The 25,648-nt window shown below is 70.4% G+C and carries 27 protein-coding genes; 9 read left to right on the top strand and 18 right to left on the bottom strand.

All coding sequences use genetic code 11. The features are described from left to right. Positions 1-203 precede the first annotated feature (203 nt). From NRB56_RS28770 to NRB56_RS28730, 9 genes are all read right to left on the bottom strand, one after another. Positions 204-2,270, bottom strand: coding sequence for a CocE/NonD family hydrolase (locus NRB56_RS28770; RefSeq protein WP_153347471.1), 2,067 nt, complete (start codon positions 2,268-2,270; stop codon positions 204-206). Positions 2,271-2,523: 253 nt separating this feature from the next. After that, positions 2,524-3,270, bottom strand: coding sequence for a S1 family peptidase (locus NRB56_RS28765; protein WP_153347470.1), 747 nt, complete (start codon positions 3,268-3,270; stop codon positions 2,524-2,526). 233 nt (positions 3,271-3,503) lie between these two features. Continuing rightward, positions 3,504-4,241, bottom strand: a complete 738-nt coding sequence (locus NRB56_RS28760) for a phosphoglyceromutase (RefSeq protein WP_153347469.1) — start codon at positions 4,239-4,241, stop codon at positions 3,504-3,506. A 136-nt stretch (positions 4,242-4,377) separates the two neighbouring features. Beyond that, positions 4,378-5,268 (bottom strand): ROK family protein, encoded by an 891-nt coding sequence (locus tag NRB56_RS28755; RefSeq protein WP_319943683.1) that lies wholly within the window; start codon positions 5,266-5,268, stop codon positions 4,378-4,380. Between the two features lie 261 nt (positions 5,269-5,529). Beyond that, positions 5,530-6,201 (bottom strand): nitroreductase family protein, encoded by a 672-nt coding sequence (locus NRB56_RS28750; RefSeq protein ID WP_153347468.1) that lies wholly within the window; start codon positions 6,199-6,201, stop codon positions 5,530-5,532. A gap of 39 nt (positions 6,202-6,240) precedes the next feature. Next, on the bottom strand, positions 6,241-6,762 hold the full coding sequence (locus NRB56_RS28745; protein WP_153347467.1) for a type III secretion system chaperone family protein: 522 nt from the start codon (positions 6,760-6,762) through the stop codon (positions 6,241-6,243). Further along, a complete protein-coding gene (mshA, locus tag NRB56_RS28740) occupies positions 6,762-8,105 on the bottom strand; it encodes a D-inositol-3-phosphate glycosyltransferase (protein WP_319943682.1) in 1,344 nt (447 codons plus the stop codon). Before mshA ends, NRB56_RS28745 begins: the two co-directional genes overlap by 1 nt. Positions 8,106-8,347: 242 nt before the next feature. After that, the gene (locus NRB56_RS28735; RefSeq protein WP_319943681.1) at positions 8,348-9,079 is read right to left on the bottom strand and encodes a nitrilase-related carbon-nitrogen hydrolase; all 732 of its coding nucleotides are present in this window, start codon (positions 9,077-9,079) and stop codon (positions 8,348-8,350) included. Positions 9,080-9,189: 110 nt separating this feature from the next. Further along, positions 9,190-10,020 (bottom strand): alpha/beta fold hydrolase, encoded by an 831-nt coding sequence (locus NRB56_RS28730; protein ID WP_153347466.1) that lies wholly within the window; start codon positions 10,018-10,020, stop codon positions 9,190-9,192. A gap of 83 nt (positions 10,021-10,103) precedes the next feature. On the opposite strand from NRB56_RS28730, the gene NRB56_RS28725 reads away from it, so the two are divergent. Then, positions 10,104-10,838 (top strand): SDR family NAD(P)-dependent oxidoreductase, encoded by a 735-nt coding sequence (locus NRB56_RS28725; RefSeq protein WP_153347465.1) that lies wholly within the window; start codon positions 10,104-10,106, stop codon positions 10,836-10,838. 58 nt (positions 10,839-10,896) lie between these two features. Further along, on the top strand, positions 10,897-11,745 hold the full coding sequence (locus tag NRB56_RS28720; protein WP_319943680.1) for an LLM class flavin-dependent oxidoreductase: 849 nt from the start codon (positions 10,897-10,899) through the stop codon (positions 11,743-11,745). Between the two features lie 64 nt (positions 11,746-11,809). On the opposite strand, the gene NRB56_RS28715 is transcribed toward NRB56_RS28720, so the two are convergent. Beyond that, entirely contained in the window at positions 11,810-13,060 is a 1,251-nt protein-coding gene (locus tag NRB56_RS28715; protein WP_153347464.1) for a L,D-transpeptidase, read from the bottom strand. 65 nt (positions 13,061-13,125) lie between these two features. Next, on the bottom strand, positions 13,126-14,217 hold the full coding sequence (locus NRB56_RS28710; RefSeq protein WP_319943730.1) for a UDP-N-acetylmuramate dehydrogenase: 1,092 nt from the start codon (positions 14,215-14,217) through the stop codon (positions 13,126-13,128). 41 nt (positions 14,218-14,258) lie between these two features. Between NRB56_RS28710 and NRB56_RS28705 the strand changes: the two genes are divergently transcribed. The 3 genes from NRB56_RS28705 (at position 14,259) to NRB56_RS28695 (ending at position 16,193) form a co-directional block, all read left to right on the top strand. Further along, complete coding sequence (locus tag NRB56_RS28705) at positions 14,259-14,750, top strand: DUF2505 domain-containing protein (RefSeq protein WP_153347463.1); 492 nt, start codon at positions 14,259-14,261, stop codon at positions 14,748-14,750. Between the two features lie 97 nt (positions 14,751-14,847). Further along, positions 14,848-15,366 carry a DUF2505 domain-containing protein gene (locus NRB56_RS28700; protein ID WP_153347462.1) on the top strand — a complete coding sequence of 173 codons (519 nt, stop codon included), beginning with the start codon at positions 14,848-14,850 and terminating at the stop codon, positions 15,364-15,366. Continuing rightward, positions 15,363-16,193 carry a class I SAM-dependent methyltransferase gene (locus NRB56_RS28695; RefSeq protein WP_153347616.1) on the top strand — a complete coding sequence of 277 codons (831 nt, stop codon included), beginning with the start codon at positions 15,363-15,365 and terminating at the stop codon, positions 16,191-16,193. Before NRB56_RS28700 ends, NRB56_RS28695 begins: the two co-directional genes overlap by 4 nt. Here the strand turns inward: NRB56_RS28695 and NRB56_RS28690 are convergent. Continuing rightward, the gene (locus tag NRB56_RS28690) at positions 16,167-16,775 is read right to left on the bottom strand and encodes a hypothetical protein (protein WP_153347461.1); all 609 of its coding nucleotides are present in this window, start codon (positions 16,773-16,775) and stop codon (positions 16,167-16,169) included. The two genes, NRB56_RS28695 and NRB56_RS28690, sit on opposite strands and share 27 nt — an antisense overlap. A gap of 121 nt (positions 16,776-16,896) precedes the next feature. Here NRB56_RS28690 and NRB56_RS28685 point away from each other — a divergent pair, with 121 nt between their 5' ends. Beyond that, positions 16,897-17,649: an LmeA family phospholipid-binding protein gene (locus NRB56_RS28685; RefSeq protein ID WP_227838424.1), complete on the top strand. Its 753-nt coding sequence runs from the start codon at positions 16,897-16,899 to the stop codon at positions 17,647-17,649. Between the two features lie 284 nt (positions 17,650-17,933). On the opposite strand, the gene deoC is transcribed toward NRB56_RS28685, so the two are convergent. After that, the gene (gene deoC / locus NRB56_RS28680; RefSeq protein ID WP_406603545.1) at positions 17,934-18,569 is read right to left on the bottom strand and encodes a deoxyribose-phosphate aldolase; all 636 of its coding nucleotides are present in this window, start codon (positions 18,567-18,569) and stop codon (positions 17,934-17,936) included. A gap of 160 nt (positions 18,570-18,729) precedes the next feature. On the opposite strand from deoC, the gene NRB56_RS28675 reads away from it, so the two are divergent. Both NRB56_RS28675 and purU read left to right on the top strand, forming a co-directional pair. Further along, entirely contained in the window at positions 18,730-19,356 is a 627-nt protein-coding gene (locus tag NRB56_RS28675; protein WP_319943678.1) for a GNAT family N-acetyltransferase, read from the top strand. 24 nt (positions 19,357-19,380) lie between these two features. After that, positions 19,381-20,262, top strand: a complete 882-nt coding sequence (purU, locus tag NRB56_RS28670; protein WP_153347459.1) for a formyltetrahydrofolate deformylase — start codon at positions 19,381-19,383, stop codon at positions 20,260-20,262. A 170-nt stretch (positions 20,263-20,432) separates the two neighbouring features. Here the strand turns inward: purU and NRB56_RS28665 are convergent, their stop codons facing one another. The 5 genes from NRB56_RS28665 to NRB56_RS28645 form a co-directional block, all read right to left on the bottom strand. Further along, positions 20,433-21,440, bottom strand: a complete 1,008-nt coding sequence (locus NRB56_RS28665) for an alpha/beta fold hydrolase (RefSeq protein WP_153347458.1) — start codon at positions 21,438-21,440, stop codon at positions 20,433-20,435. A gap of 158 nt (positions 21,441-21,598) precedes the next feature. Then, complete coding sequence (locus NRB56_RS28660; RefSeq protein WP_153347457.1) at positions 21,599-21,892, bottom strand: DUF2516 family protein; 294 nt, start codon at positions 21,890-21,892, stop codon at positions 21,599-21,601. A gap of 80 nt (positions 21,893-21,972) precedes the next feature. Continuing rightward, complete coding sequence (locus NRB56_RS28655) at positions 21,973-22,737, bottom strand: heparin-binding hemagglutinin (protein WP_153347456.1); 765 nt, start codon at positions 22,735-22,737, stop codon at positions 21,973-21,975. Continuing rightward, positions 22,734-23,240 (bottom strand): helix-turn-helix domain-containing protein, encoded by a 507-nt coding sequence (locus NRB56_RS28650; protein WP_153347455.1) that lies wholly within the window; start codon positions 23,238-23,240, stop codon positions 22,734-22,736. The genes NRB56_RS28655 and NRB56_RS28650 overlap by 4 nt, the downstream gene beginning before the upstream one ends. A 101-nt stretch (positions 23,241-23,341) precedes the next feature. Continuing rightward, positions 23,342-24,556 (bottom strand): DUF445 domain-containing protein, encoded by a 1,215-nt coding sequence (locus NRB56_RS28645; protein WP_153347613.1) that lies wholly within the window; start codon positions 24,554-24,556, stop codon positions 23,342-23,344. 326 nt (positions 24,557-24,882) lie between these two features. On the opposite strand from NRB56_RS28645, the gene NRB56_RS28640 reads away from it, so the two are divergent. Then, positions 24,883-25,584 (top strand): TetR/AcrR family transcriptional regulator, encoded by a 702-nt coding sequence (locus NRB56_RS28640; protein ID WP_319943677.1) that lies wholly within the window; start codon positions 24,883-24,885, stop codon positions 25,582-25,584. Positions 25,585-25,648 lie beyond the last annotated feature (64 nt).

The raw sequence follows: 25,648 nt of genomic DNA, 5'->3' as shown, positions 1-25,648 counted from the left end.
GGGAGAACGAACAACGCACCGCACCACGGGTTTGCCCGGGACCATGAGAATTCCGGGACGCACGCCGTTGTGCATCCCGGATCCCCGGATTCCGCCCGGCACCCGGAGATGCGGACGGCCCGGTCCACTACCGCCGGTGTCCGGCGCACCCCCGCCGGGCCGGACACCGATCGTCGGCGCCGTCGCGGACGGCGCCGGAGAACTCACCAGCCGGTCTCGCCGCGCAGCGAGATGTTCACGTAGCTGGGCGCATCCGGATCCAGCCGCACGTGTTCGGGTCGCAGGCCGGTGTCCAGCAGCATCGGCGTGATCGGCAGGCCCTTCGGGAAGTTGCCCGCGAACACCGACACCCGCAACCGATGGCCCGGCTGCAGGACCGCGCTGGTGGCGGGCAGCGCGATGTCGAGCGTGGTCGGCTCGCCCGGCTCGGTGGGCTCCCGCTTGTCCAGCGAGGTGAAGGCGCGCGGATCGGTGTAGTCGCCGTTGTCCGACCGGGAGCTGTGCGCCTCGTCGACCTGCCGCAGCGAGGCCAGCAACTGCCCGGAGGACAGCACGGTCGAGCGGCCGTCGGGGGCGACGTCGTTCACGGTGACCACCCAGTAGCCGTCGGCGGCGTCCTGCACGGTCTCGAGGTGCGCCGCGATCGGGCCGGAGATGGTGGTCGGCCCGGTGACGGGATCGCTGGTGAAGGTGAGCGCGTTCGTCTCGGCGATCCGGGAATCCAGTGCGCAGCCGTCCAGCACCGACAGCAGGCCCATGGTCGCCTGCGCGGTGTCGTTGGAGCACAACATGGTCAGGCCCGGCGCGACGGTCAGCTGGGTCACCGCCGGATCGGCCGCACCGCTCAGCGACCCGTCGTACACACTCGCCGCGGTGCCACTTCCGTTGGCGGACAAGTACATCCGGCGATACCGGCCGGGCTCGTCCGCCGGCTCCGAGGCGCCGAAACCGCCCTGGGTCACCCAGCCGCCGCCCTGCTGCCGCAGCGTCACCGGCCCGTACCCGTCGATCCCGTTGTCGATTCCCTCGAGCCACTTGTCGAACCACGCGCGCTGCAGGACATCCAGCCGCGGCGGCAGACCGGGTTTGCCGGCCTCGCTGCCGGAGCTGACGTGGTAGGTGTTGCCCATCAGCAACTGTTTCCGCCCGGGCGGCAGCGGAATCGCGTCGTAGATCTTGGATTCCGAGTAGGTGAACAGGTCGTGCCAGCCGCCGACGACGAAGGTCGGCACCCGCACCGCACTCGGATCACCAAGCCACGCTTGCCGATCCGAGGTGACGTCGGTGAGCAGGTCGCGCACCCGCGGATCCAGATCCTCGATGCGGGTGCTGCTGTAGGCGCTCAGCAGCACGTCCAGGTAGGTGAACGGGTCGGCGACCCGGTCGGCCAGCCAGCGGGTGTCGAAGGTGCCGTTCGCCAGCGCCGACAGGTCGGGCGCCCACTTCAGGCCGTCGACCAGGCCCAGCCACAGCGGGATGAAGTTGAAGCCGAAGCCGCCGCCGGGCGCGAGCACATCGTCGACCAGATCGCTGCCGGGCACCACGGGGAAGATGGCGCGCAGCGCGGCCGGTTGCCGTTGCGCGGCCTGCAACTGGTTGATGCCCGAATAGGACATGCCGTTCATCCCGATCCGGCCGTCGGACCACGACTGGCCGGCGGCCCAGTCGATCACCTCGACCGAGTCCTGCTGTTCGCGGTCCCGCAGCATGTCCCATTCGCCCTGGGAGAAGCCGGTGCCGCGGACGTCGACCACCACCTGGGTGTAGCCGCCGCGGATCAGGTTGCGGTCGACGGCGAAGTTGCGCATCTCGCCGTTGCCGACGGCGTTGAGCAGATCGCCCAGGCCGGACATCGGGCTGCCGTCCAGATCGATGCTCCGGAAGAACTCCAGCAGCGAATCCGACAGGCCCGGCACCGACTGCAACTGGTCCGCGACGGCCGACAGCAGTTTCGTGTAGGGCGTCAGGTTCACGATCACGGGCGTCGGATCGCCGATCGGCCGACCCGCGGCGTCGGCGGGCCGGTACACATTCGCCTTCAGCACCACGCCGTCGCTCATGGTGATCGGGACGTCCCAGTCGATATGGATGTTCGGGTACTCCTGCGGCCCGTCCTCGGCGGCGGCCCAGCCGATTCCGGCGGCGCCGCCGTCCGGGCCCGCGGTCACCGGGGCCGCGGTCGCGACGGACGGGGTCACCGCGGTGGCGAGGAACGGAACCGCCACCGCCGCGGCGGTCGCCGCCACTGTGGCGCGCAACGCATGCTTCATCGAACGTGATCCATCTCTCGCCGAACGGGACGAACGAGAGTGTATCTACCGACCAGTAGGTTGCAAACAGCCGTTAGGGCAATCGGAGGGAAATTCTCTCATCACCTCACGACACCGAGGTTCCGCGTCGAGGCAAACTCGCAGGCACAGCGCACACACAGGTTGGCGCGCCGTCATACCCGCCCCGGCCGAGATGCGACAGGGGCCACAGAAAAGGCCGAACGGCACGACCGCGCCGTCCGGCCCCTCCGGATCAGAAGATACGGAAACCCGCGCCGACCCCGCCGTGTGCGTTGATATCGGCGAGTACCGCGTTGATGGTGGTCGCCACCTCCGGCTCGTGCACCAGGTCACCGGCGCCCTCACACATCGGCAGCTCGACACTGACCGGGCCGGCCTCGACATCGGCCGCGCCGATCACCATCCCGACCAGCCGATCACCGAGCAGCACCGGCGCACCCGAGTCACCGTGGTTGGCGCACACCTGACTACGGAAGAACACCGGATTCGACTCCCACACCAGCCCGCAGGTGTAACCCGTGGTCCGGCCGTTCTTGCAGGCGATGTCGCCGACCCGCGGCGGCGCGCCGACCCCGTTGATCACCGACTGCGCGACCTGCCGGGTGGGCGCCACACGGGCCGGATCGAACTGGATCACACCCCAGTCCCCGCCCGCGCTCTTGTTGGCGATCGTGCCGATCACCCCCGAACGCACCGACTCCTCGGCCAGGATCCGGGCGCCGACCTCACCGCAGTGTCCCGCCGTCAGACCCACCAGCCGATTGTTCGCGTCGAAGCCGACCGCGGTGATCGTGCAGGCCCCGATCGAATCCGGATCGTCGAGCTGCTCGACGAAGACCCCCGAACCGCCGCCGATCACCGCCGGTCCGTCCGCGGCGGCCGTCCCGGCCCCCGCCAGCACCGCCGCCCCCGTGCTCACCGACGCGGCCATCAGCACCAGTACCCGACGAACCGCCCGGGCCCGGTTTGCTGCACCCATGTGTCATTCCCTTTTCTGCTCACCCGGATCGCGTTCCGGGAAGGATTCCCTCGCGCGCCCAGCGCACGGCCGCCGGAACGCGAAATCCCCCTTGGCAGAAAGTATTTCAACGGTCACCGAGCGCTGAACGGGGCAACGTTACCAGCCCCGCACCGATCCGACCAGTGCGCGTTTCGTACTTGTGACCGAAATGCGAACGCGCCCCGGACGTCCGGGGCGCGTCGCGAAAAACGCTATTTGGCACCCTGATTGGCCACCGCGGCCGCGCCCGCGGCGGCGGCCTCCGGATCCAGATACTCGCCCGGGCCGACCGGTCGCAGATTCTCGTCGAGTTCGTAACGCAGCGGAATGCCGGTGGGGATGTTCAGGCCGGCGATGTCGTCGTCGGAGATGTCCTCCAGATGCTTCACCAGCGCGCGCAGCGAATTGCCGTGCGCCGCCACCAGAACGGTCTTTCCCGCGACGAGATCCCGGGAGATGGTCTCCGCCCAGTACGGAACCATCCGCGCGACAACGTCCTTCAGGCATTCGGTGGCGGGCACGTCGATATCGGCGTACCGCGGGTCACCGTCCTGGCTGTACTCCGAACCGGATTCGATCGGCGGCGGCGGAGTGTCGTAGCTGCGCCGCCACAACATGAACTGATCCTCGCCGTACTGATCGCGGACCTGTGCCTTGTTCTTGCCCTGCAACGCGCCGTAGTGCCGCTCGTTGAGCCGCCAGTCACGCACCACCGGGATCCAGTGCCGGTCGGCGGCGTCGAGCGCGAAGTTCGCGGTGCTGATCGCGCGGCGCAGCAGCGAGGTGTAGACGATGTCGGGCCGGATGCCCTTCTCCTTCAGCAGCTCACCGGCCCGCTTCCCCTCGGCGATGCCCTTCTCGGTCAGGCGCACGTCCACCCAGCCGGTGAACAGGTTCAGGGCATTCCATTCGCTCTCGCCGTGGCGCAGCAGCACGAGGGTGTAGGTCATGGCGCCATCCTCCCACGAGCAATTTCCGGCCGCCGATCCGATCCGCCCGCGCCGATCCAGCTCTCGCACGCGCCACCGATCGCCGGCGGCTGCTCCGCCGCACCCGGTCGCTATCGCCACCGGTGACCGGGTCCGGTCAGTCGGCCGCGCCGCTCGCCAATACCCCCGCACCGACCAACGTGGCGCCGCCGGAGATCTCGGACGCGATCACCCGCAATCCCCGCGTGAATGCGAGCCCGGCATGCTCGCGGATCGCGACCCGCATCGGATCCCACAGTGGCGCACCGGATTGCGCGAAGCCGCCGCCGATCACCACCCGATCGATGTCCAGCAGCGCCGCCGCCGACGAGATCGCCGTACCCAGGGCCGTTCCCGCCCGCCGCAGCGCCGCGACCGCCACCTCCTCACCAGCATGGGCCGCCCGCGCGAGTTCCACACCCGTACTCCCGGCCCACCCCTGCGCGCGGGCCCACCGCACCGAGGACATCCCACTGGCGACGGCCTCCACGCATCCGCGACCGCCACACGCACACGGAACGTCGAAGCCCGGCACCACGATGTGGCCGACGTGCCCGGCATTACCGGTGTTGCCCACCGCGACCCGGCCGTCCACCACGATGCCGCCCCCGATCCCGGACGAGACCGTCATCGCCATCCCGTTGCGCAGCCCCCGCAACCCGCCGACGTGCAGTTCGGCCAACGCCAGGCACGCGCCGTCCACAGCCAGCCGGACCACCGCCCCCGGAAACAGCTCGCCGACCGCCGCGACAACCGGAAATCCGCTGTGCCACTCCGGAATGTTCAGCGGCGCGACGACCCCCTCGGACACCCGTACCGGCCCGGCCGACCCGATGCCGACCGCGGTCACGTCCCGCCCGCCGGCCACCTCGCGCAGCAGTTCCCGGCAGGCCTCCCACACCCGCTCGGCCGGAACCGGCACCTGCCGAACCTGTTCCACCGTCTCGCCTCGCACCACACCGGCCGCGAACTTCGTCGCCCCGATGTCCAGCGCCAGCACCGTAGTCACGTCGCCCTCTCCTCACACCTGCCGGACCCGGCCGGACCGGTCCCGCTGCTCGCTACGCATTCTGCGCCCGCAGGTCCGACCCGCCGAGCCGAGCACCGAGGTCCGGCCGGTACTGCCACATCGACCACCGGTCGCCACGCCGGATACCGCGACACGGCCACGCCGGCCGGCGTTCTCGCTGATCCACGGGCAGGATTCCGCACGGGAGGACCCCTCCCGATTCGGCGGGCCCAATAGTCGCCCGCGGCCGCGTGACGCCGGTCAGCCGGCGAACTGTTCGCCGTCGAACCGGTCGACCGTGGTGAAATCCTCGACGGCCGCCCGCCGCAGGCGCGAGGGCTGCCGGACCGGGTGGCCGAGCGCGACCACCGCGGCCACCGCGAACTCGTCCGGAACGCCGAGCAGCGCCTTCACCTGCGGCTCGGAGCGGATCAGCATGGTGGTGATCACGCCACCGAGCCCGAACTCCCGGGCGGCGAGCAGCACACTCCACACGAACGGGTAGACCGAGGCGCCGCCGGCGAAGGTGTAGCGGTCGAAGTCCCGGTCCATCGCGGCGAGCGCGCGCTGATCGGCGAGCACCACCAGCAGTGCGGGCACCTCGTGCAGTTGCTCGGCGAAACCCTCGCGCGCCACCGGCCGCGCCTCGGCCAGCGCGCGGGTCTCGGCCTCGCGGTCGGTGATCGGGGCCCACGCCACCAGCCCGGCACGGCCGAGCGCCAGGTAGTCGTACCAGCCGACGAGATACAGGTCGCGCAGCGCGGCCCGCACCCGCGGATCCCGGACCACGATCGCCCGCCAGCCCTGCCGATTGCCACCGCTGGGCGCGAAGCGGGCGGTATCGAGAATCCGGTACAGGGTCTCGTCGGGCACCGGCTCGCCGGTGAAGTCCCGGATCGCCCCCGTCGTCCGCAGCGCGTCGCTCAACTCCATACCCCGAGCGTATCCAGCCCGAAGTTCGGCGATCGTCCGCTACTCCGATTCGGCCACGCGCGCCTGCGCGTCCTCGTCGTCCACGAGGTGCGCGAACGCCCGCAGGTTGCGCAGCGACTCGCCCCGGGAGACGCGCCAATCCCATTCCCGCCGAATGGCTCCCGCGAATCCGAGTTCCAGCAGCGTGTTGAAGTCGTCGTCGGTGGCCTGGAGGATCTGGCCGAGGATGCGGTCCAGTTCGTCCGCGCTCACCGCGGAAGTGGCGATGCGGCCCACCAGATAGATGTCGCCCATCTGGTCCAGCGCGTACGCCACCCCGTAGAGCCGGGCATTGCGCCGCAGCATGAACGAGTGCACGCCGTCGGCGTTCTCCTCCGGTTTACGGCAGACGAAGGATTCGAACCGCACCCCCGGCTCGCTCACGGTCAGCATGACCGGGGTGCGGTACTTACGCTCGCCGGGCAGGATCGCGACGAATGTCTCCGGGGTGTCCCGGCTGTATTCGATCTCGTGGTCGCGCAGCGTGTCCTCGATCAGCTGCGCGGTCTCCGCGGCGGACATCAGCGCATCACCCCGATCCGGCGTCGCCACAACGCGCGTGATCGGGCCTGACCGTCCGCGGCGCCGATCGCCAGCCGCGACGGCATCCCGCGGAAGTCCTGCAAGGCGTGCGAATAGCTGTCGAGCAGGCTCTCGGCGGTGTGCTCCCAGGAGAAGTTCGCGGCGTGCGTCACGGCCGCCGTACCCATCCGGCGCAACCGCGCCGGATCGTCCAGCAGCCGGCGCAGCGCGGCGGCCCACTCGGGCGCGCCGTGCCCCGGCACCAGCAGCCCGGACACCTCGTCCCGTACCGCGGTCCCCAGCCCGCCGACCCGCGCGGCCAGCACCGGCGTGCCGCTCGCCTGGGCCTCGATCGCCACCAGGCCGAACGACTCGTTGTAGCTCGGCACCGCCACCACATCGGCGGCCCGATACACCTGCACCAGCCGCTGCGGCGGCTGCGGCGGCAGGAAGGTCACCCGATCCGCGATGCCGAGGGTCGCGGCCAGCTCGATCAACGCGTCCGGCCGCTCGAGCCCGCTACCGGACGGACCACCGACGATCAGCACCCGCAACCGACGGTCCGGTTCGGTGCGCAACACCTCGGCGGCGGCGCGGACCAGCACATCCGGCGCCTTCAGCGGCTGGATCCGCCCGATGAACGCCACCACCTGCTCATCCCGTCGGATACCCAGTTCGGCGCGCGCGGCCGCGGAATCACCGGGCCGGTACCGGGTCAGATCGGCGCCCGGCAGCACGACATCGATGCGATCCGGATCGGCGCCGTACAGGTCCACCAGCTGCCGGGCCTCGTCGGCGGTGTTCACCACCAGCCGATCGGCCTCCGCGATGACCTGCTTCTCACCGATCTCCCGGGCGGCCGGCTCCGGCGTGTCGCCCTCGGCCAGATAGGCGTTCTTGACCGCCGCCAGGGTGTGCGCGGTGTGCACCAGCGGCACCCGCCAGCGGTCCCGCGCCAGCCAGCCCACCTGACCGGACAGCCAGTAGTGCGAGTGGACCAGGTCGTAGTGTCCCGGCAGATGCCGGGCCTCCTGCCGCAGCACCTCCGCGGCGAACGGGCACAGCTGGGTGGGCAGATCGTGTTTGTCCAGCCCCTCGAAGGGTCCGGCGACCACGTGCCGGACCAGCACCCCCGGCGCTGCCTCCACGACCGGTTCGTCGTTCGAGGAGGTCGCCCGGGTGAAGATCTCCACTTCGACGCCGCGCCGCGCCAGCTGAAGGGCGGTTTGCAGCACGTAGACGTTCATACCGCCCGCGTCGCCGGTACCCGGCTGGGCGAGGGGTGAGGTGTGCACCGACAACACGGCGATCCGATGGGGCCGTAGGTCCGGGCGTTGACTCACCCCTCCAGTGTGCACGGCCGATTCCCGCCCGTATCGCGCGCTCCGCCATCGAGTGACCGCCGTCACAAGCCCGCACCTGTCCGCCGACCCCGCTCCTGTGCGCTTGCCCACACCCCTGACAACGGTCCCCGCGACCCTCCGGTTCGACACATGTGGCCGCGATACCCACCCGGACCGTCCCGAAACCGGACGTCAACGAAACTGGTTGCCGCCCAACGGATCAACCGGTCGATTCGCCCGGTTCACGCGGAAGTGACTGCACCGGAATCGCTTCCGGTCGGCGGATCGGTAAAGGTGAAGCACGCCAGGTCATTCGGCTCCGGCCCCGCCACGGCCAGCGGCGCACCACCGGCCGACCAGAGGCCGGAGCCGCCACAGGTCCGGTCGAATCCGCCGCCGGTCGCTCCCGCGAACGCCGCGACGGCCACCCAGACACCGTGCGCGGCGGCCACCTGCGCGGCCCGCTCCACGTGCAGGCCGGCCTCGTGATCGGCGTGCACCACACCGGCGACATACCCGTCCATCCCCAGCGCGGCGGTGCGGGCCGCGTGCGCGGCGATCCTGGTGTCACGGCAGACCGCCAGGCCGAGCCGCCACCCGTCCACCTCCAGCACGGCAGGCACGCCCGGCCGGAACCGCCGGGCCTCGGTATCGGCGAGGTACACCTTGCGGTAGCCGACCCGCACCCCGGTTCCGTCCACCACCAGCACTCCGATCGCGGGCCCCGGCACCGGCGCACCGGCCAGAGCGACCGTCCCGACATCGGCGCAGGCGGCGACGAGCGGAAGCAGCCGCGGATCGTCCGGCCGCACCACGTCGGCGTCGAGTTCGTACCCGGTCAGCGACAATTCCGGAAACACGACGACCCGCGCCCGTGCCGCCCGCACGGCCGCCACATGGGCCCGCACATTCGCCGCCACGTCGTGCGCGACGCACTCCGGTTGTGCCACCGCGATCCGCAACGGTTCCCGCACGACGCCACCTCCCGCCCGGCCGGCGGCACATCCCGGCCAGCCGCAGCATCGCCACCCGAGGCTGCCGCACCCATCCTCCACAACGGAGGAAATCGGCGGCGCCCGGGCATTCAGCGACCGGGCAGCCCGTCGACGAATTCGGTGACCTCGGTGGCGAAGCGATCCGGATCCTCGATGAACAGCCCGTGCTGAGCGCCCGCCCAGAACGAGGTCCGCGAGTCCGGCACGGCCTCGGCGGTGTAGCGGCCGTTCTCCACGGGCACCACCGGGTCCTCGAGGCCGTGCAACACCAGGACCGGGATGTCGAGAGTCCGCAGCGTGCCGGTGTTGTCGACGGTGCGATACATCAGGGCCTTGCGGACGTGGGGCGGCGTCGAGAGGCTCCCGCCGAACAGGCGCTGCGCGTCGGGCCCCTTGTCGCGGCCGGGGCCGGTGTTGGCGTTGCCGAACGCCGCGAAGCCGCGCATGGCCTTACCGGCGCTCTCCTCGAACACATCCGGGATCGCCTTGCGCATCGCCGGCCCGGGCTCCGATCCCGGCACCCCACGCCCGATCCCGGCCTGCGAACCGGAGTACACGACGCCCGCCACCGAACCGGTGCCGTAGCGCGCCAGATAGTCGGTGAGCACGATGCCGCCGTAGGACCAGCCGAGCAGCACCGCGCCGGTCTCGATCCGCTCGCCGGCCAGCACGGCCGCGACGTCGGCGGCCCAGTTGCGCGGATCGTCGTACCCGGTCTCGGGAGCGCCGGAGTAGCCGTGGCCGCGCAGGTCGACCGCGATCACCCGGAACCGGGCCGCCAGCAGGCCGGCGGCCCGGCCCCAGCACGACAGGTTGCCCGACCACCCGTGCAACAGGACCAGCGGCCGCCCGTCCGCGGGACCGGTCACCCGGTACACGATCGCGGTCCCGTCCTCGCTCACGACTTCCCGAATCGACATGCGGTCAGGCTAGCGGCCGGTCGTGGCGGTGATCACCGCCGCCGATCGGACCGACCGCGACGCGCAGGTCCTAAGCTCTGCGCATGACCTCTCGCACCGCCGTCGTCACCGGCGCCAGTTCCGGAATCGGGGAAGCCACCGCACGACAGCTCGCCGCGCAGGGCTATCACGTCGTCGTCGGGGCCCGGCGGCAGGACCGGTTGCGGCGGCTCGCCGACGAGATCGGCGCGACGGCGCTGCCGCTGGACGTGACCGACGACGAGTCGGTGCGCGCCTTCACCGAGGCCGTCGACGGGGTGGATGTGCTGGTCAACAACGCGGGTGGCGCGCACGGACTGGCCCCGATCGCCGAGGCCGACCTGGACGACTGGCGCTGGATGTGGGAGACCAACGTGCTCGGCACGCTGCGGATCACCAAGGCGCTGCTGCCGAAGCTGATCTCATCCGGCGACGGCCTGATCGTCACCGTCACCTCGATCGCCGCGCTGACCACCTACGAGAACGGCGGCGGCTACACCTCCGCCAAGCACGCGCAGGGCGTGCTGCACCGCACGCTGCGCGACGAGCTGTTGGGGCAACCGGTGCGGTTGACCGAAATCGCCCCGGGCGCGGTCGAAACCGAATTCTCGCTGGTCCGGTTCGAGGGTGACGCCGAGAGGGCCGCCAAGGTCTACCAGGGCATCGATCCGCTGGTGGCGCAGGACATCGCCGAGATCATCGGCTTCGTGGCCGACCGCCCGGCGCGGGTGAACCTCGACCAGATCATCGTCAAGCCGCGCGACCAGGCGAGCGCCGGACGGTTCGCGCGCCGCGGCTGACCGGCGAAAACCGTTCGGAGCGTGTTCTTTCCGTCCTCACCTCGGTAGCATCCGAATCGTGCGATTCGGATTGTCCGTGCCGAACCTGGGCGAGTTCACCGATCCGCGGCGGGTCGCCGATCTGGCCCGCCGTGCGGAGGACACCGGCTGGGACGGGTTCTTCGTCTGGGACCACGTGGTTTTCGCCTACGGCCCGATCGAGACGGCCGACCCCTGGGTGCTGCTGACCCTGGTCGCCGCGTCCACCACGCGAATTCGGTTCGGCCCCATGGTCACTCCCGTCGCCCGCTACCGGCCGGGCCCGCTGGCCCGCAGCACGACGACCCTGGACCGAATGTCCGAGGGCCGCTTGGTGTTCGGCGCGGGCCTGGGATTCACCCTGCCCGCCGAATTCGGCACCTGGGGTGAATCGACCCGGCCACGCGAGGTCGCCGACCGGCTGGACGAGGGCCTGGCGGTCCTCACCGGACTCTGGTCCGGCGAGCGAGTGGACTTCCACGGCGAACACCTGACCGCCACCGACGTCGCCTTCCGCCCGACCCCGGTGCAACACCCCCGCCCACCGATCTGGATCGGCTGCGACTGGCCGAACCGCCGGCCGTTGCGCCGCGCGATTCGCTGGGACGGTGTCGCCCCCACGATGGTCGACCCCGCCGACGGCTCGTGGCGGCCCACCCCCGCCGCGGTCACCGACCTGGTCGCGGCGGTCGGCGAACTACGGGACAGCGACGCCCCGTTCGACGTGGTGATCACCGGCCGCACCCCCGATGCCGAGCCGGACGCGGCCCGCGACACCGTCGGCGCCATCGCGGCCGCCGGCGCCACCTGGTGGATCGAGGGCTTCCGCCCCGGCCCGGGTGAATACGACACGGCCGTCCGCCGCATCGAGGCGGGCCCGCCTCGCTGAACCCGGATCGCCACCGATCGCCCTGAGCCGACGGCGTAACGGCATCCGAGCCGGGGAACGGGATCTAGCGCCCGCCCACGGCCTGCGGCGGCAGCGGGGTCGCCGACACCGCCCCGCTCGGCTCACCGTGCAAGGCGGACAACGACTTCCAGGTGTCCCAGTCGATGGTCCAGTCGTAGATGTCGCCGTCGGCGGCCGACAGCGCGATCGACGTGCCGGTCACCTCGACCGGGTCGCCGTACAGCGCGGTCGGGAAGAACTTCTGCGCATCCTCGGTGCTGAGGTTGATGCAGCCGTTGGTGACGTTCGAATTACCTTGCGCGGACGCCGATTCCGGATTGGCGTGGATGAACTCGCCGTTGTTGGAGATGCGTACGGCCCAGCGTTCGCGAACATTGGTGTAGAACGGCGGATTCGACATCATGAAGTCCTCGTACTTCTCCGTCACCACGTGGATGCCGGAGCGCGTCACGTTGCGCGACTCGTTGCCCTCGCCGTAGCTGCACGCGAAATCGAAGACGATCGCGCCGTCCCGGACGACCTGCACGCGGTGGCTGGAGGCGATGCCCTTCACGATCTGACTGCGGCCGATCTTGAACTGCGAGGTGAGGTCGCCGTAGCCGTAGGCGCCGTCGCCGAGGTCGAGTCCGTACAGCTTCGCCCCGAAGGTCACCGCGGTGCCGGGCTGCCAGTAGTTGTGCGGCCGCCAGTGCGCGCGGGAGCCGCCGTTCTCGTCGGGCAGCCAGGCCCAGCCGCCCTCGGTCTCCGGCGAGGTGGTGACGGTGAGGGCCTTCTCCACCGCCGCCTTGTTCACGACGTGGCTCTTGAACTGGAGGATCAGCGGCGCCGCGATGCCGACCTCCTGGCCGTCACCGATGTTGATGGTCGCGGGTACGGACTGCTTCGGCGCCAGCGTGGTGAATTTGCCGGAGATCGAGACCGACTTCCCGTCGGTGCCGACCGCGCTGCCGTTCCACGAATAGGAGGCGTTGTAGCCGAGCGGCTCGGTGATCTTGTAGCTGGTGCGATCCGCGGACAGCTCGCCGGTGACCTCTTTACCGGCGGCATTGGTCAGCGCGATCTTGTCGATGTGCCCCTCGGACACGGTGGCGGTGACCGGCGCGACCGGGCTGATGTTGGCGCTGCCGTCACCGGGCTCCAGTTTGACCTTGACCGTCGGTCCGGCGGTGGTGGCGGGCGCGGCGGTGCCGGGGGTCGACTTACCGTTCGAGCAGGCCGCAGCCACCGCGGCCGTAGCGACGCCGGCTGCCCCCATCAACAGGGCACGACGACTCACAGCTGCTCGGGCGTTCATTTTCTCGAATCTACCGCGAAAAAATCCCGGCCCCGGCGGCCGACACCGTGGCAAATACCACGCTCTCAGACTGTAACGCCGACGGTCACCGGTTCGGGCACCAGCCGGACGCCGAAGCGCCGCTCCACTCCGTCGCGGACGGTCCGGGCGAGTTCGACCAGATCGGCGGCGGTGGCGGCGCCCCGATTGGTCAGCGCCAGCGTGTGTTTGGTGGACAACCGGGCGGGCGCGTCGGGGCCGGGGAAGCCTTTCGCGAAGCCCGCGCGCTCGATCAACCAGCCCGCGGAGAACTTCACACCGTCCGGCGCGGGGTAGGACGGGACTGTGACATCCCCCACATATGCGGCAATCGCGTCCAGAATCCGCTGCTCGGCAGATCGTGGCACCACCGGGTTGGTGAAGAACGAGCCCGCGCTCCAGGTGTCGTGGTCGGCCGGATCCAGGACCATGCCCTTTCCCGCCCGCAGCCGCAGCACCGCCGCCCGCACATCGGCGGCCGGCCGGGTCTCCCCTTCGGCGGCGTCGAGCGCGCGAGCCAGTTCGCCGTACCGCAGCGGCGCGCTGGCGCCGTCGGCCCGCAGCGCGAATTCCACCGCGAGCACCACCGCGGCCGAGCTGTGCTTGAGCACGGAGGTGCGATAGCCGAAGCCGAGTTCGGCGGGCTCGGCCCAGCGGATGTCGCCGGTGGCGCGGTCCAGCAGCCGCACCCGCCGGATGGTCTGCTCGACCTCGACACCGTAGGCGCCGACGTTCTGCACCGGCGTCGCGCCCGTGGAACCCGGAATCCCGGACAGGCATTCCAGGCCGCCGAGCCCGGCCGCGACGGTCGCGGCCACCACGGCGTCCCAGTCGGCCCCGGCCTCGGCCAGCACGTGATCGTCGCCGATCCGCACCTCGGTGGTGGCGATGCGCACCACCACCCCGCCGAATCCGCCGTCGCCGATCAGCAGATTGGAGCCGCCGGCCACCAGCAGCACCGGGATTCCGGCCGCGTCGAGGGCGCCGACGGCCGCCACCAGAGACTCGGTCGTGGCGCACTCGGCGACCGTCGCCGGACCACCCACCCGGAGCGTGGTCAACTCCGCCAGCGGCACCGAATCGCGCAGCCGCGCACCGGTTGCCGACAGCAACGCGCTGACGTCCTGGAACGACACCACCTGATGTGTACGCACGAATACAGACGGTAGCGTGTTGCCTCATGGCGACACCCCTGGCGTACACCGCTACCTACTCGCATTCGGCCGACGTGGTCCGTGCGGCAATCGCCTCGGAGCAGTACTGGAAGGACCGGCTCGCCGAGGTCGGCGGGCCCGGCGCCCGGCTCGAGTCGTTCGAACTGACCGGTGAGGTCCTGACGGTCCGGATGGTGCAGACCATCGCGGCGTCGGAGCTGCCGGGCTCGATCACGTCGGTGCGGCCCGGCGACATGATCATCCCGCGCACCGAGGTCTACACCGCCGGTTCGAACACCGGCACCTTCGAGGCGCACGTGGACGGCGCGCCCGCGGAGGTGAAGGGCACGGTCACCCTGACCGAGAACGGATCGGGCACCACCGCCACCGTCGAGGGTTCGGTGCATGTCGCGGTCCCGTTGTTCGGCAAGAAGATCGAGGCCGTGGTTGCCGAGAAGCTGCTGGAGCTACTGGCTTCCGAGGCCACCTTCACCGATACCTGGATCTCCCAGCACTGATCGCTCGTACCCGGCACTCCGGAACCGGATTGCCGACGCGGTCATAATACGGCCGCGGCGGAAGAGTCGTGAGTCACACCAAGTACCCTCAACGCCCATGACCCGCCGACTGAACTACTCAGCCCGCTTCCCGCTGCGCACCACGAAAGAGGTGTACGCGCTGCTGTCGGACCGCGCCTACTGGGATGCGCGGATGGAGGAGATGCGCAAGTACTCCCCCAACGAGGTGGTCTCCCTCGACGCGGGCGACAGCGGGGTGACGGTCGTGCTGGAACAGGTGCTGCCGCGGGTCATGCTGCCGGATCTGGCCCAGTCGATCCTGCGGCGGGACATGGTGATCACCCGGCGCGAGGTCTACGGCCCGTTCGGGCCCGAGGTGTTCGGTGAGTACGTCGCGGAGATCCCGGCCGGTCCGCCGGGCGGCCTGGGCGGCAGCATGCACCTGTTCGCCACCGACACCGGGTGCACGCTGCGGATCACCAATATCGCCACCGTGCAGATCCCGTTCCTGGGCGCCAGACTGGAGCAGCTGATGCTGGTCAGTCTCGTGGATCTGCTGCGAGCCGAAGCGGAGTTCACCAAGCAGTGGCTGGACGAGCACAACCCCCTTTCCTGAACGACGCCGACCCGGCCCGGGCCGTCGGCCGCAAGCCGGTCGGCAGCATCACCCGCGGCACCACCGGGGTGAACCGGCTGCGCCGCAGCGACCGCCGGCTGATCCACGACGAACTGGTGACCGATCGGCTGCGACGCGCGCCGGATCCGCTGGTCGTCGACCTCGGTTACGGCGCCAGCCCGGTGACCACGCTGGAACTGGCGGCCCGGTTGCGGCGGGTGCGGCCCGACGTCCGGGTGGTCGGCCTGGAGATCGACCCCGATCGGGTGGTGCCCGGCCGGGACGGGGTCCGGTTCGCGCGCGGCGGATTCGAACTGGCCGGGCTGCGCCCGATGCTGGTGCGCGCGTTCAACGTGCTGCGGCAGTATCCGGAGGAGGCGGTCGCCGGGGCCTGGGCCACCGTCCTCGGCAACCTCGCCCCGGACGGGCTGCTGGTCGACGGCACCTGCGACGAACTGGGCCGCCGCTGCGCCTGGGTGCTGCTGGATCGATCGGGTCCGCGGTCGCTGACGCTGGCCTGGGACCCGTTCACGGTGGACCGCCCCTCCGATGTGGCCGAGCGGCTGCCGAAGGCGTTGATCCACCGCAACATTCCCGGCGAACCGGTGCACGCGCTGCTCACCGCCGCCGACCGGGCCTGGGCCCGCGCCGCGCCGCTGGCCCCGTACGGGCCGCGGGAACGCTGGCGGGCGGCCGCGGATCTGTTGCGCGAGAACGGCTTTCCGGTACGGAACTATCGCCGTCGACTACGCGACTGTGTGCTCTCGGTGCCCTGGTCGGCGGTGGCGCCGAACCCGTCGTCAGGCCCGCGCCAGGGCCCGGCGTAATCGCGCGGCCGTCTGCGGCGGCAGGATCGCGGCCGCGTGCCGGATCTCGGCGCCGGCGCAACGGCGGATCGCGAGGGCGTCGGCGACCACCTCGGTCAGCGCGTCCTGCCCGATACCCGCCTCGGCGAGGTCGAGCACGGTCCGCACCGGAGTGGTGACCAGGAAGGTGCCCGCGGATTCCACGTCCCGGCCCTCCAGCGCGCGGCGCAGCACCACCAGCCCCGGCGCGCTGGGCAACCGCCCGTCGCCGGCCGACATGTGCACGAATCGCGGTCGCAACCGGCCCAGGCCGTGCAGTTCGGCGGCACTGTGATGGGAGACCGCGGCCGCGCCGTCGAACCACGCCGACCACATCGCGTACTCGTCCAGCGGGCCCGGTGGCCACTCCGTCATCCGCAGCAGGCCCACCCCGACCCGGATCACCGAGCCGTCGTCGAGTCCGGTGCGGATCCGGGCCTCGCACCGGGTGCGCCAGACCAGGCGGGTGGTGAAATATCCGGCATGCCGGCGGGCCAGCTGCCGCAACGCCCACCAGTCGGAGTCCGGGTCGCGATAGTCGTTCATAGCAGAATCGCCGGACATGTGATTCAGATTACTCGGCGTGGTATGGCCGCAGGCCGTAATCGGCCCGGACCGAGAATTTGGCCGTGCTCTCAGCCGCGCCACAGGGGTGACTCATGATTGCTCGGGAAGAATCGCGGACATGAGTTCGTACTCCGACGACGGCGCTGCTCCCACGGTCGCCATGGGTGGGCGTCCAGGTGGCTCCCACCTGCGCCGCAATCTCCTGATCGCGGGGGTGGTCGTCGTGCTCGTGGCGGTCGCCGCGCTGGTCGGCGCGGAGACCTATTACCGCAAGCACTACGCCGATTGCATCGCCGCCCAGGCGGAACACGACCTCGGCTCCAAGGTGACGGTGCATTTCGGTGCGAAACCGCTGCTGCTCACGGCGATAGATCATCGGGTCGGCTCCGTGACGATGAACAGCGACGACGCCAAGTTCGGCCCGGCGGTCGGCATGAAGGTGCACGCGAAGATCAACGACGTCCACCTGCTCGACCGGGGTGCGGACGTCGGCAGCAGCAGCGCCGACGTCACCTGGACCGACGAGGGCATCCAGCAGACCCTGAAGGGCATGGTCTCCGACGTGAAATCCGACGCGTCGACCGGCACGCTGACGGTGAAGGTGCTCGGCGGCCTGGCCGATCTGCAGCTGAAGCCGCAGATCGTCGGCAATCAGATCCAGGTCAACACCGCGTCGGCCTCGCTGCTCGGCATCGGCCTGCCCACCGATCTGGTCTCCGGCATCGTCGACGTGATGACCCAGAGCCTGCAGAACTATCCGCTGGACATGCATCCGACGGCCGTGCACGTCACCGACGACGGCCTGGCTGTGCAGCTGAGCGGCGGCGCGTCGCAGTTGCAGGTCGATCAGAACGCCGATACCCGCTGCTGAGCACCGAGCCGTACCGCGAATGCGGGCTCGGGCACTCCGTGTTCTGACGCCGGGCCGGGAAGGTGTCGGCCGCCGCCGAGCCGGGAAGGCGTCGGGTACAGCCGAGCCGAGAAGGTGCCGGGTACAGCCGAGCCGAGAAGGTGCCGGGTACAGCCGAGCCGAGAAGGTGCCGGGTACAGCCGAGCCGAGAAGGTGCCGGGTACAGCCGAGCCGGGAAGGTGCCGGGTACAGCCGAGCCGGGAAAAATGTTCGACACGGCCGAGCCCGGAGGCGCCCGCCGCGACCTACTCCGGGAACCCGGCCAGCACCTCGCGCGAGCGGGACAAGCCGAGCCGGGTGGCACCCGCGGCGATCAGCTCCGCCGCGGCGGCCGCGGTCCGGATCCCGCCGCTGGCCTTGACCCCGAGCTTCCCATTGACCGTCTCGGCCATCAGCCGCACCGCGTGCACGGACGCGCCACCCGCGGGATGAAATCCGGTGGATGTCTTCACGAAATCGGCCCCCGCGCGCCGCGCGGTGTGACACACCGCGACGATCGCCGCATCGGGCAGCGCCGCCGATTCGATGATCACCTTGAGCAGCGCCCGGTCGCCGATCGCCTCCCGCACCGTGATGATCTCGGCCAGCACCGCGTCGTAGTCGCCGGCCACCGCGGCGCCCACATCGATGACCATGTCGACCTCGTCGGCGCCCTGCTCGATCGCGAGTCGCGCCTCGGCGCCCTTGACCAGCGCGTGGTGCTTACCCGACGGGAATCCGGCGACGGTCGCCACAGCCAGGCCGGGCGCCCGCACGGGCAGCATCGACGGCGACAGGCACACCGCGAAGACGCCGAGCGCCCGGGCCTCGTCCACGGTCGCGGCCACGTCGGCCGGGGTGGCCTCGGGGGCGAGCAGGGTGTGGTCGATCAGCGCCGCCACCGCCCGCCGGGTGAGTTCGAGGGGGATGTCAGCCACGAGTGTGCAGTCTGGCACACGACGGCCGCGACGTTGCGGGCCGCCGGTCCCGGCGCGCACACTCGAAGCAACAAGCCGACAGCTGCACACCGCGAAGCACTCCCGGGCGGAAGGAGAGGTCATCGTGCTGATCCGGCGCGAACGGGCCGGCGACATCCTCTCCATCGATGCCGTGCACCGGGCCGCGTTCGCCCGCGCGTATCCCCGCGGCACGGCCGGCCGGCCGGCCCAGACCGATCCCGCAAAGGCCGATCCGGCGGCGATCGATCCAGCGGCGGTCGATCCGGCTGCGGCGGAGGCCGATCCGGCTGCGGCGGAGGCCGATCCGGCAGAGGTCGATCTGGTCCACCGGCTGCGCAGCGACGCCGGCTGGATGCCGACGTTGTCGCTGGTGGCGGAGTCGGCCGCCCGCGTCGTCGGGCACGTCTGCCTCACCCGCGCCGGGGTGGGCCGCTTCCCGGTACTGGCGCTGGGCCCGCTCGGCGTGCTGCCGGAACGCCAGGGTGCGGGCATCGGATCGGCCCTCGTGCACGCCGCGCTCGGCGCGGCCGACGCGCTGGACGAACCGCTGGTCGGCCTGCTCGGCAGCCTGGAGTACTACCCGCGCTTCGGCTTCCGGCCCGCCGCCCGGCTGGGCATCGTGCCCGACGAACCGGCCTGGGTGTCGCATTTCCAGGTGCGACCGCTCACCGCGCACGAGCCCGGGATGACGGGCGAGTTCCACTACGCCGAACCCTTCTATCGGCTGTAACCGCCATCCTGCGAGGATGGAGCGATGAGCTCCACTTCCGACGACCGGCGTTACGTGCTGACCCTCGGCTGCCCGGACCGCCCGGGCATCATCGCCCGGATCACCTCGTTCATCGCCGAGTTCGGTGGGTCGATCGTGGAGGCCGGATACCATTCCGACCGGGAGTCGGGCTGGTTCTTCACCCGCCAGGCCATCCTCGCGCCGACGGTGCCGTTCCCGCTCGACGAGCTGCGCGCGCGGTTCGCGGCGGTGGCGGCGGAGCTGAGCCCCGAGACGGACTGGCAGGTGCTGGATTCCGCCGCCCGCCGGCGCGCGGTGCTGCTGGTCAGCAAGGACGGTCACTGCCTGCACGACCTGCTGGGCCGGGCCGCGAGCGGCGAGCTACCGGCCACCATCGAGGCGGTCGTCGGCAACCACCCCGATCTGGCGGACATGACCCGGGCACACGGCGTCAAGTTCCATCACGTGCCCTTCCCCCGCGACCCCGCCGAGCGCGGCCCGGCGTTCGAGCAGGTCCGCGCGCTGGTCGACGCCCACGAACCGGATGCGGTGGTACTCGCCCGGTTCATGCAGGTGCTGCCCGCCGCACTGTGCGAACACTGGGCGGGCCGCGCGATCAACATCCACCACAGCTTCCTGCCGTCGTTCGTCGGCGCGCGGCCCTACCATCAGGCGTTCGCGCGCGGCGTGAAACTGATCGGCGCCACCTGCCACTACGTGACCCCGGAGCTGGACGCCGGCCCGATCATCGAACAGGACGTCACCCGCATCGACCACGCCGACACCGCCCGCGACATGGTCCGCCAGGGCCGCGACATCGAACGCGTCGTGCTGGCCCGCGGCCTGCGCTGGCACCTGGAGGGCCGGGTACTGGTCCACGGCCGCCGCACGGTCGTCTTCGACTGAGCGCGGCCCACCGGACCCACCACGCGGCAACGGCTTACCCGGCGGCCTGAAACTTGTTGCCGCTCATCATGTTTCATACCCAGGGCAGGATCCCGCACCGTATTCCGCGCCAGATGGGTGCGGGAACCTGCTCCGGGTACGACCCGGTGGATTCGCGCCCGCGACCGTCGTCAGGCGGTGGCCTCCGCGCCGCGATGCGCCGCGACCAGCACCCGTTCCAACTCCGCGTTGAATTCCGCGTACGCCTCGACATTGCCGAGATGTCCGGTGTGCAGCACCCGGTAGGCATCGAATGAGCCTGCCCGCGTGAGCATTTCGACCAACCGCCGGGAATGCACCGGCGGCGTGAGGTCGTCGCGATCACCGGCGATGACGGTGGTGGGCACGGTCAGGTTCTCCGCTGCCCGCCCGAGCGCGAGATCGCCCAGTAGCAGCCCGAACATCCCGCGCACCGTCGCCGGGCACGACCGCACGATCGACAGCGCGAAGTCGGCCACGTCCCCGGTGGACGCCAGCGTCATCACCTGCCGGCGAAAGGCCCAGCGCACCGGCGGAATCGGCGGGAACAGCAACTGCGCGGCCAGACCCCAGCGGCCCAGCCCCTGCGGCAGCGGGATCAGCCCGCGATTGAAGACCGGCAGCACCGTGGTCTCGGCGATCAGATTGCCGGGGGCGGTATTGGTCAGCACCACGGCCGAAGCCTGCTCGGCCACTCGCTCCGGATGCCGCGCCGCCCACGCCTGGATGGTCATCCCGCCGAGACTGTGCCCGACCAGCACCGCGCGCTGCCCGGGCCGCAACACCGCGGTCAGGACGGCGGCGAGATCGTCGGCGAGCAGTTCCGGCGTCGGCGGGACCGGGCCGAGATCGCTGCCGCCGTGGCCGCGCAGGTCGTAGGCGACCATGCGATAGTTCCCGGCGAACGCGTTGATCTGGGGGTTCCAGTACTCGAGGCAGCAGGTCCAGCCGTGCACCAGCACGACCACGTCCCCGTCGGCGGGCCCGTAGGCGTGGACTCGCAGGCGGGTGCCGTCGGCCGCGGTGACCGCGGTGGCCTCCGACGCGACGGCCGGTGGGTTGAACGCCGCGGTGGTGTAGCGACGCGTGCGCAGGCCCACTCGGTGGGCGCGCAACCGATCACGAATCCGATCCTGGATCGGCGAGAACACCGCCGGCATCCGAACACTCCCTTGTGCAACGAACTGTGTGTTACCTAATACAACAGTAACTTACTGACACAGTAACTTGCCCGGGCGATGCCGACCAGAGCGGACAACAGATCAGTGAACCCGCACAACGAACAGCGGCGGGCGCATGGGAGATACGACAAGTCCCCTTACCAGCGCGGGCCGCGCTGCACCTCGTCGACCTTGGGCCGCACGTCGGCGAGGTAGACGCCGGTGGCCACCACCGCGGCCAGGCCCAGCAGCCCGATCGCCGTCTCCGCCAGCACCAGGAAGGCCAGCGCCACCCCGAGGATGGTCAGCCAGATGGGCTTGGTCAGCTTGTCGACCGCGGTGAAAGCGTCGGACCGCTGCCGGACGGCATGGATGAGCGCGAAGATGGTCGCCCCTACGGCGGCGAGCCAGATCAGGGTGAGAACGCCATGAGTCAGGGACACGGCATCCATGATAGGAGCTTCCGCGAGTACGCCACCGCCTCCGCGCACGGGGATGCGCGGAGGCGGTGGGACGGATCCCGCGAAGGCGGTTACTGGTCGGCGGGCTTCCTGGGCGCGGCCTTCTTCGCCGAAGCCTTCTTGCCGGCCGCCCGCTCGGCGGCGGCCTGCACGGCCGCGGCATCGTCGGCGGCGGCCTGTTCGGCGGCGGCCTGCTCGGCGAGCACCTCGGTCTCGGTGGTCACCCCGACGACCTCGCCGTCGACGACCGGCACGACGTCCTCGCCCCGATCGGCCTCCTCGACCTGGCCGGTCCGGCCGCCCAGCAGGCCACCGACCTGCCCGGACACCTTGCCGAGCACGCCCTCGGCGCGGTGGACGACGTCGTTGTAGACGCCCTCGACCTGGCCGATGCGCTCCTCGACCCCCGGGGTGGCGCGCAGCCGGCCCACGGTGACCTCGCCGCGCTCGGCGAGCTCGGCGTACACGCCGAGGAACTGCTGGTAGTACTGGTCGGCCAGCTTGCGCAGCTCGTCCGGGCCGAACCGGTCGTTGAGCTCGGCGGTCAGCTTGCTGCGGGTCTCGGCCGAGCTCAGCTTGGCCGGGTTGTACCTCTCGCGCAGCTCGGCGATGTCCTCCGGCAGCCGCTGCCGCAGCGTCCCGATCTGCTCCTGGACATCCGCCGGCAGCGTGGACAGCCGCTCGCGGGCCTCCTCGACCCGGCCGCTGACATCGGTGCCGCCGGCACGGCCACGCACCTTGTCGACGACCTCGGTGACGGCGGCGTAGAGCGCGTCGCCGGCGCCGACGGTGGCGTACAGCGATTTGGTGACGGAAGGAGTGATGGTGTCGGTCATGATGTTTCGTTCTCCTGGCTGATGGGGCCAGGGCTCTCGACGGTTGCGCCGCCGTCAGGACTCTCGAAGGCGGCGCCGCCGCCGGAGTTCTCCCGGCGGAACGATTCGTAGATGTCCAGCAGGACCTGCTTCTGCCGTTCGGTGATCACGGTGTCGGCCAGCAAGGCGTCCCGCACCGGTCCGTGCGACCTCTGCTCGAGGAAGCCGGCCCGCATGTACAAGACCTCCGAGGACACCCGCAGACCCTTCGCGATCTGCGCGAGCACCTCGGCGGACGGATTGCGCAATCCGCGCTCGATCTGACTGAGATACGGATTGCTCACCCCCGCCAGCTGCGCGAGCTGACGCAGCGATACCTGAGCGGCTTCTCGCTGCGCCCGGATGAAGCCTCCGATGTCGTGTGCCGCGTTGGCTACGCGGCCCACCCGATCTCCGGCGACCGCGGACTGTTGTTCCGCGGATTCCCCGGTCGTCCGGTCGGAAACCTCGGGCTCCTGTGCCATGACTCACCTTCCGGCGGTTGTGCCGCCGATTCTAGGACAGGGTGCTAGCTCTTGCAAGCACTCCAGTTAGCACCCCGTGACATGGGGTGTCGCGTACCCGATCAGACGGCGAACACGAGGTGGGAGAGGGTGTAGATCACCAATCCGGCCAGCGAGCCGACCACCGTGCCGTTGATCCGGATGAACTGCAGATCCCGGCCCGCTTGCAACTCGATCTTGCTGCTGGCCTCGTCGGCGTCCCAGCGGGCGACGGTGTCGCTGATCAGCGTGGCGATCTCGGCGCCGTAGGTGACCACGAGATAGCGCACGCCGCGTTCCAGCCAGGAGTCCACCCGATCGCGCAGTTCCGCGTCGTCGGCCAGCCGGTCGCCGAGTTGCTGCACGTTCTCGGTGACCTTGCGGCGCAGGGTGCTGTTCGGGTCGTCGGCGGATTCCAGGATCATCCGCTTGGCCGCCCGCCAGGTGGCGCGGGCCATACCGGTGATCTCCTCGCGGCCCATGATCTCCGCCTTGACCCGCTCCGCTTTCTTGATCATCGCGGGATCGAACTGCAGATCGCGCGCGAATTCCTCGAGGAAACGGTTCACCGCGACCCGGACCTCGTGGTCGGGCTGCGAACGGATCTTCCAGGTGAATTCCACCAATTCCCGGTATATCCGTTCCGACAGCAGCACATTGACGAATTTCGGCGCCCAGTTGGGGGCGTCCCGCATCACGATGCGATCGAGGGTCTCCTGGCTGCCCAGCGCCCATTGGTGGGCGCGCTCGGCCAGCAGGTCCAGCAGCGCGGCCTGCCGGTTGTCGGCGAGCAGTTCGGCGAGCACCCGGCCGATCGGCGGTCCCCACTCCGGTTCCGCGATGCGCTTCACGATGGTCTGGTCGATGATCTGCTCGACGTCCTCGTCGCGCAGCGCGCCGACCACCGCGCGCAGAATCGTGGACGATTCCTCGGAAACCCGTGCGGCGTGCTGCGGATCGGCCATCCAGCGGCCCAGTCGCAGCGAGATCTGCGCGGAATTCACCTTGGCCGCGACGGTGTCGGACGAGAGGAAATTCGCCCGCACGAAATCGCCGAGCCCGGCGCCGAGTTGATCCTTCTTCTTCCGGATGATCGCGGTGTGCGGAATGGGCAGCCCGAGCGGATGCCGGAACAGCGCCGTCACCGCGAACCAGTCGGCCAGCGCGCCGACCATGCCGGCCTCGGACGCCGCGCGCACATAGCCCACCCAGGCGCCGGCGCCGTGCGCGCTCAGCCAGCTGCACAGCAGATAGATCACGGTCGCCGCCACCAGGAATCCGGTGGCGACGGTCTTCATCCGACGCAGATCGCGGCGCTTGCCGGCCTCGTCGAGCAATCCGGCGAACGAGTCCGGCGGCGGGGACGGTCGCCGCGGCGGCCCCGCGGCCACGGCGCGTGGCGGCGGCCCGGCGACGGCACCGGGCTCCACCAGTACGGGGCTGCTACCGGCTGAGTGCTCCATGATTCCATTCTGCTGGGTCGCGACGGCGGTATGCGCGCACGGCCACGCGACGGGAAGACGAACGGCGGCGAGGCCGAGGACTTAAGCTGGGAGTGCCCCATTGCCATCGGCTCTCCCATCGACGATAGGAGCCCGTCCTGTCCACCGAAGAACTCGTCGACGTGACGCGCACCCCGCCGGCGCGCGGCGGCCGGGTGGACGGCCGCAAGCGGCGCTGGCACCAGCACAAGATCGACCGGCGCGAAGAGCTGGTCGACGGCACCCTGTCGGCGATCCGCAAGCGCGGCGGCGACCTCGGCATGGACGAGATCGCGGCCGAGATCGGCGTCTCCAAAACGGTGCTCTATCGGTACTTCTCCGATAAGAACGATCTCACCCGCGCCACCATGGAACGGTTCATCGAGACCACCCTGATGCCGCGGATCTACGAGGCGATCAGCGAGGACCAGGACGACTACGAGCTGGTCCGCAACACCCTCGCCGCCTACGTGCACACCGTGGACGCCGATCCGGACGTGTACCGCTTCATCATGGGCAACACCTCCAGCACCGACAAGACCACGCTGGCCGACTTCGAGCGGTTGTTCGCCGATGTGGTGGCGGCGGTCCTGCAGGACAAGGCGTTCGATCGCGGCGTCTCCACCGAGGGCGTCATGCTGTGGGCGCACGTGCTGGTCGGCGGCGTCCAGCTCGCGGTGGACTGGTGGATCACCAACCGCACCATGTCCAAGGACGCGATGCTCGACCACCTGACCATGATGGCGTGGAGCGCCATCGAGGGCATGGTTCGCGCGGGCGGTTCGCCCGAGCGCTTCAACGCGGTCCCGCACCGCCTCCCCACCCCCGACGAGCAGCTGCCCTGACCGTTCACCCCGTATTCGTCCGGACCTGTCCGCGGACCGCCGATCTCGTTACCCTGATGATCGG

Source organism: Nocardia aurantia, assembly GCF_009604425.1.
GTDB classification, from domain to species: Bacteria; Actinomycetota; Actinomycetes; order Mycobacteriales; family Mycobacteriaceae; genus Nocardia; species Nocardia aurantia.
Note: the sequence above shows the minus strand (reverse complement) of the source record. Positions and strands in the feature narration are given on the sequence as shown.

Coding starts and splice junctions, on each gene's coding strand:
- NRB56_RS28770 (WP_153347471.1), bottom strand. CDS start 2,270: ATGAAGCATGCGTTGCGCGCCACAGTGGCGGCGACCGCCGCGGCGGTG.
- NRB56_RS28765 (WP_153347470.1), bottom strand. CDS start 3,270: ATGGGTGCAGCAAACCGGGCCCGGGCGGTTCGTCGGGTACTGGTGCTG.
- NRB56_RS28760 (WP_153347469.1), bottom strand. CDS start 4,241: ATGACCTACACCCTCGTGCTGCTGCGCCACGGCGAGAGCGAATGGAAT.
- NRB56_RS28750 (WP_153347468.1), bottom strand. CDS start 6,201: ATGGAGTTGAGCGACGCGCTGCGGACGACGGGGGCGATCCGGGACTTC.
- NRB56_RS28745 (WP_153347467.1), bottom strand. CDS start 6,762: ATGTCCGCCGCGGAGACCGCGCAGCTGATCGAGGACACGCTGCGCGAC.
- NRB56_RS28730 (WP_153347466.1), bottom strand. CDS start 10,020: ATGTCGATTCGGGAAGTCGTGAGCGAGGACGGGACCGCGATCGTGTAC.
- NRB56_RS28725 (WP_153347465.1), top strand. CDS start 10,104: ATGACCTCTCGCACCGCCGTCGTCACCGGCGCCAGTTCCGGAATCGGG.
- NRB56_RS28715 (WP_153347464.1), bottom strand. CDS start 13,060: ATGAACGCCCGAGCAGCTGTGAGTCGTCGTGCCCTGTTGATGGGGGCA.
- NRB56_RS28705 (WP_153347463.1), top strand. CDS start 14,259: ATGGCGACACCCCTGGCGTACACCGCTACCTACTCGCATTCGGCCGAC.
- NRB56_RS28700 (WP_153347462.1), top strand. CDS start 14,848: ATGACCCGCCGACTGAACTACTCAGCCCGCTTCCCGCTGCGCACCACG.
- NRB56_RS28690 (WP_153347461.1), bottom strand. CDS start 16,775: ATGTCCGGCGATTCTGCTATGAACGACTATCGCGACCCGGACTCCGAC.
- NRB56_RS28685 (WP_227838424.1), top strand. CDS start 16,897: ATGAGTTCGTACTCCGACGACGGCGCTGCTCCCACGGTCGCCATGGGT.
- purU (WP_153347459.1), top strand. CDS start 19,381: ATGAGCTCCACTTCCGACGACCGGCGTTACGTGCTGACCCTCGGCTGC.
- NRB56_RS28665 (WP_153347458.1), bottom strand. CDS start 21,440: ATGCCGGCGGTGTTCTCGCCGATCCAGGATCGGATTCGTGATCGGTTG.
- NRB56_RS28660 (WP_153347457.1), bottom strand. CDS start 21,892: ATGGATGCCGTGTCCCTGACTCATGGCGTTCTCACCCTGATCTGGCTC.
- NRB56_RS28655 (WP_153347456.1), bottom strand. CDS start 22,737: ATGACCGACACCATCACTCCTTCCGTCACCAAATCGCTGTACGCCACC.
- NRB56_RS28650 (WP_153347455.1), bottom strand. CDS start 23,240: ATGGCACAGGAGCCCGAGGTTTCCGACCGGACGACCGGGGAATCCGCG.
- NRB56_RS28645 (WP_153347613.1), bottom strand. CDS start 24,556: ATGAAGACCGTCGCCACCGGATTCCTGGTGGCGGCGACCGTGATCTAT.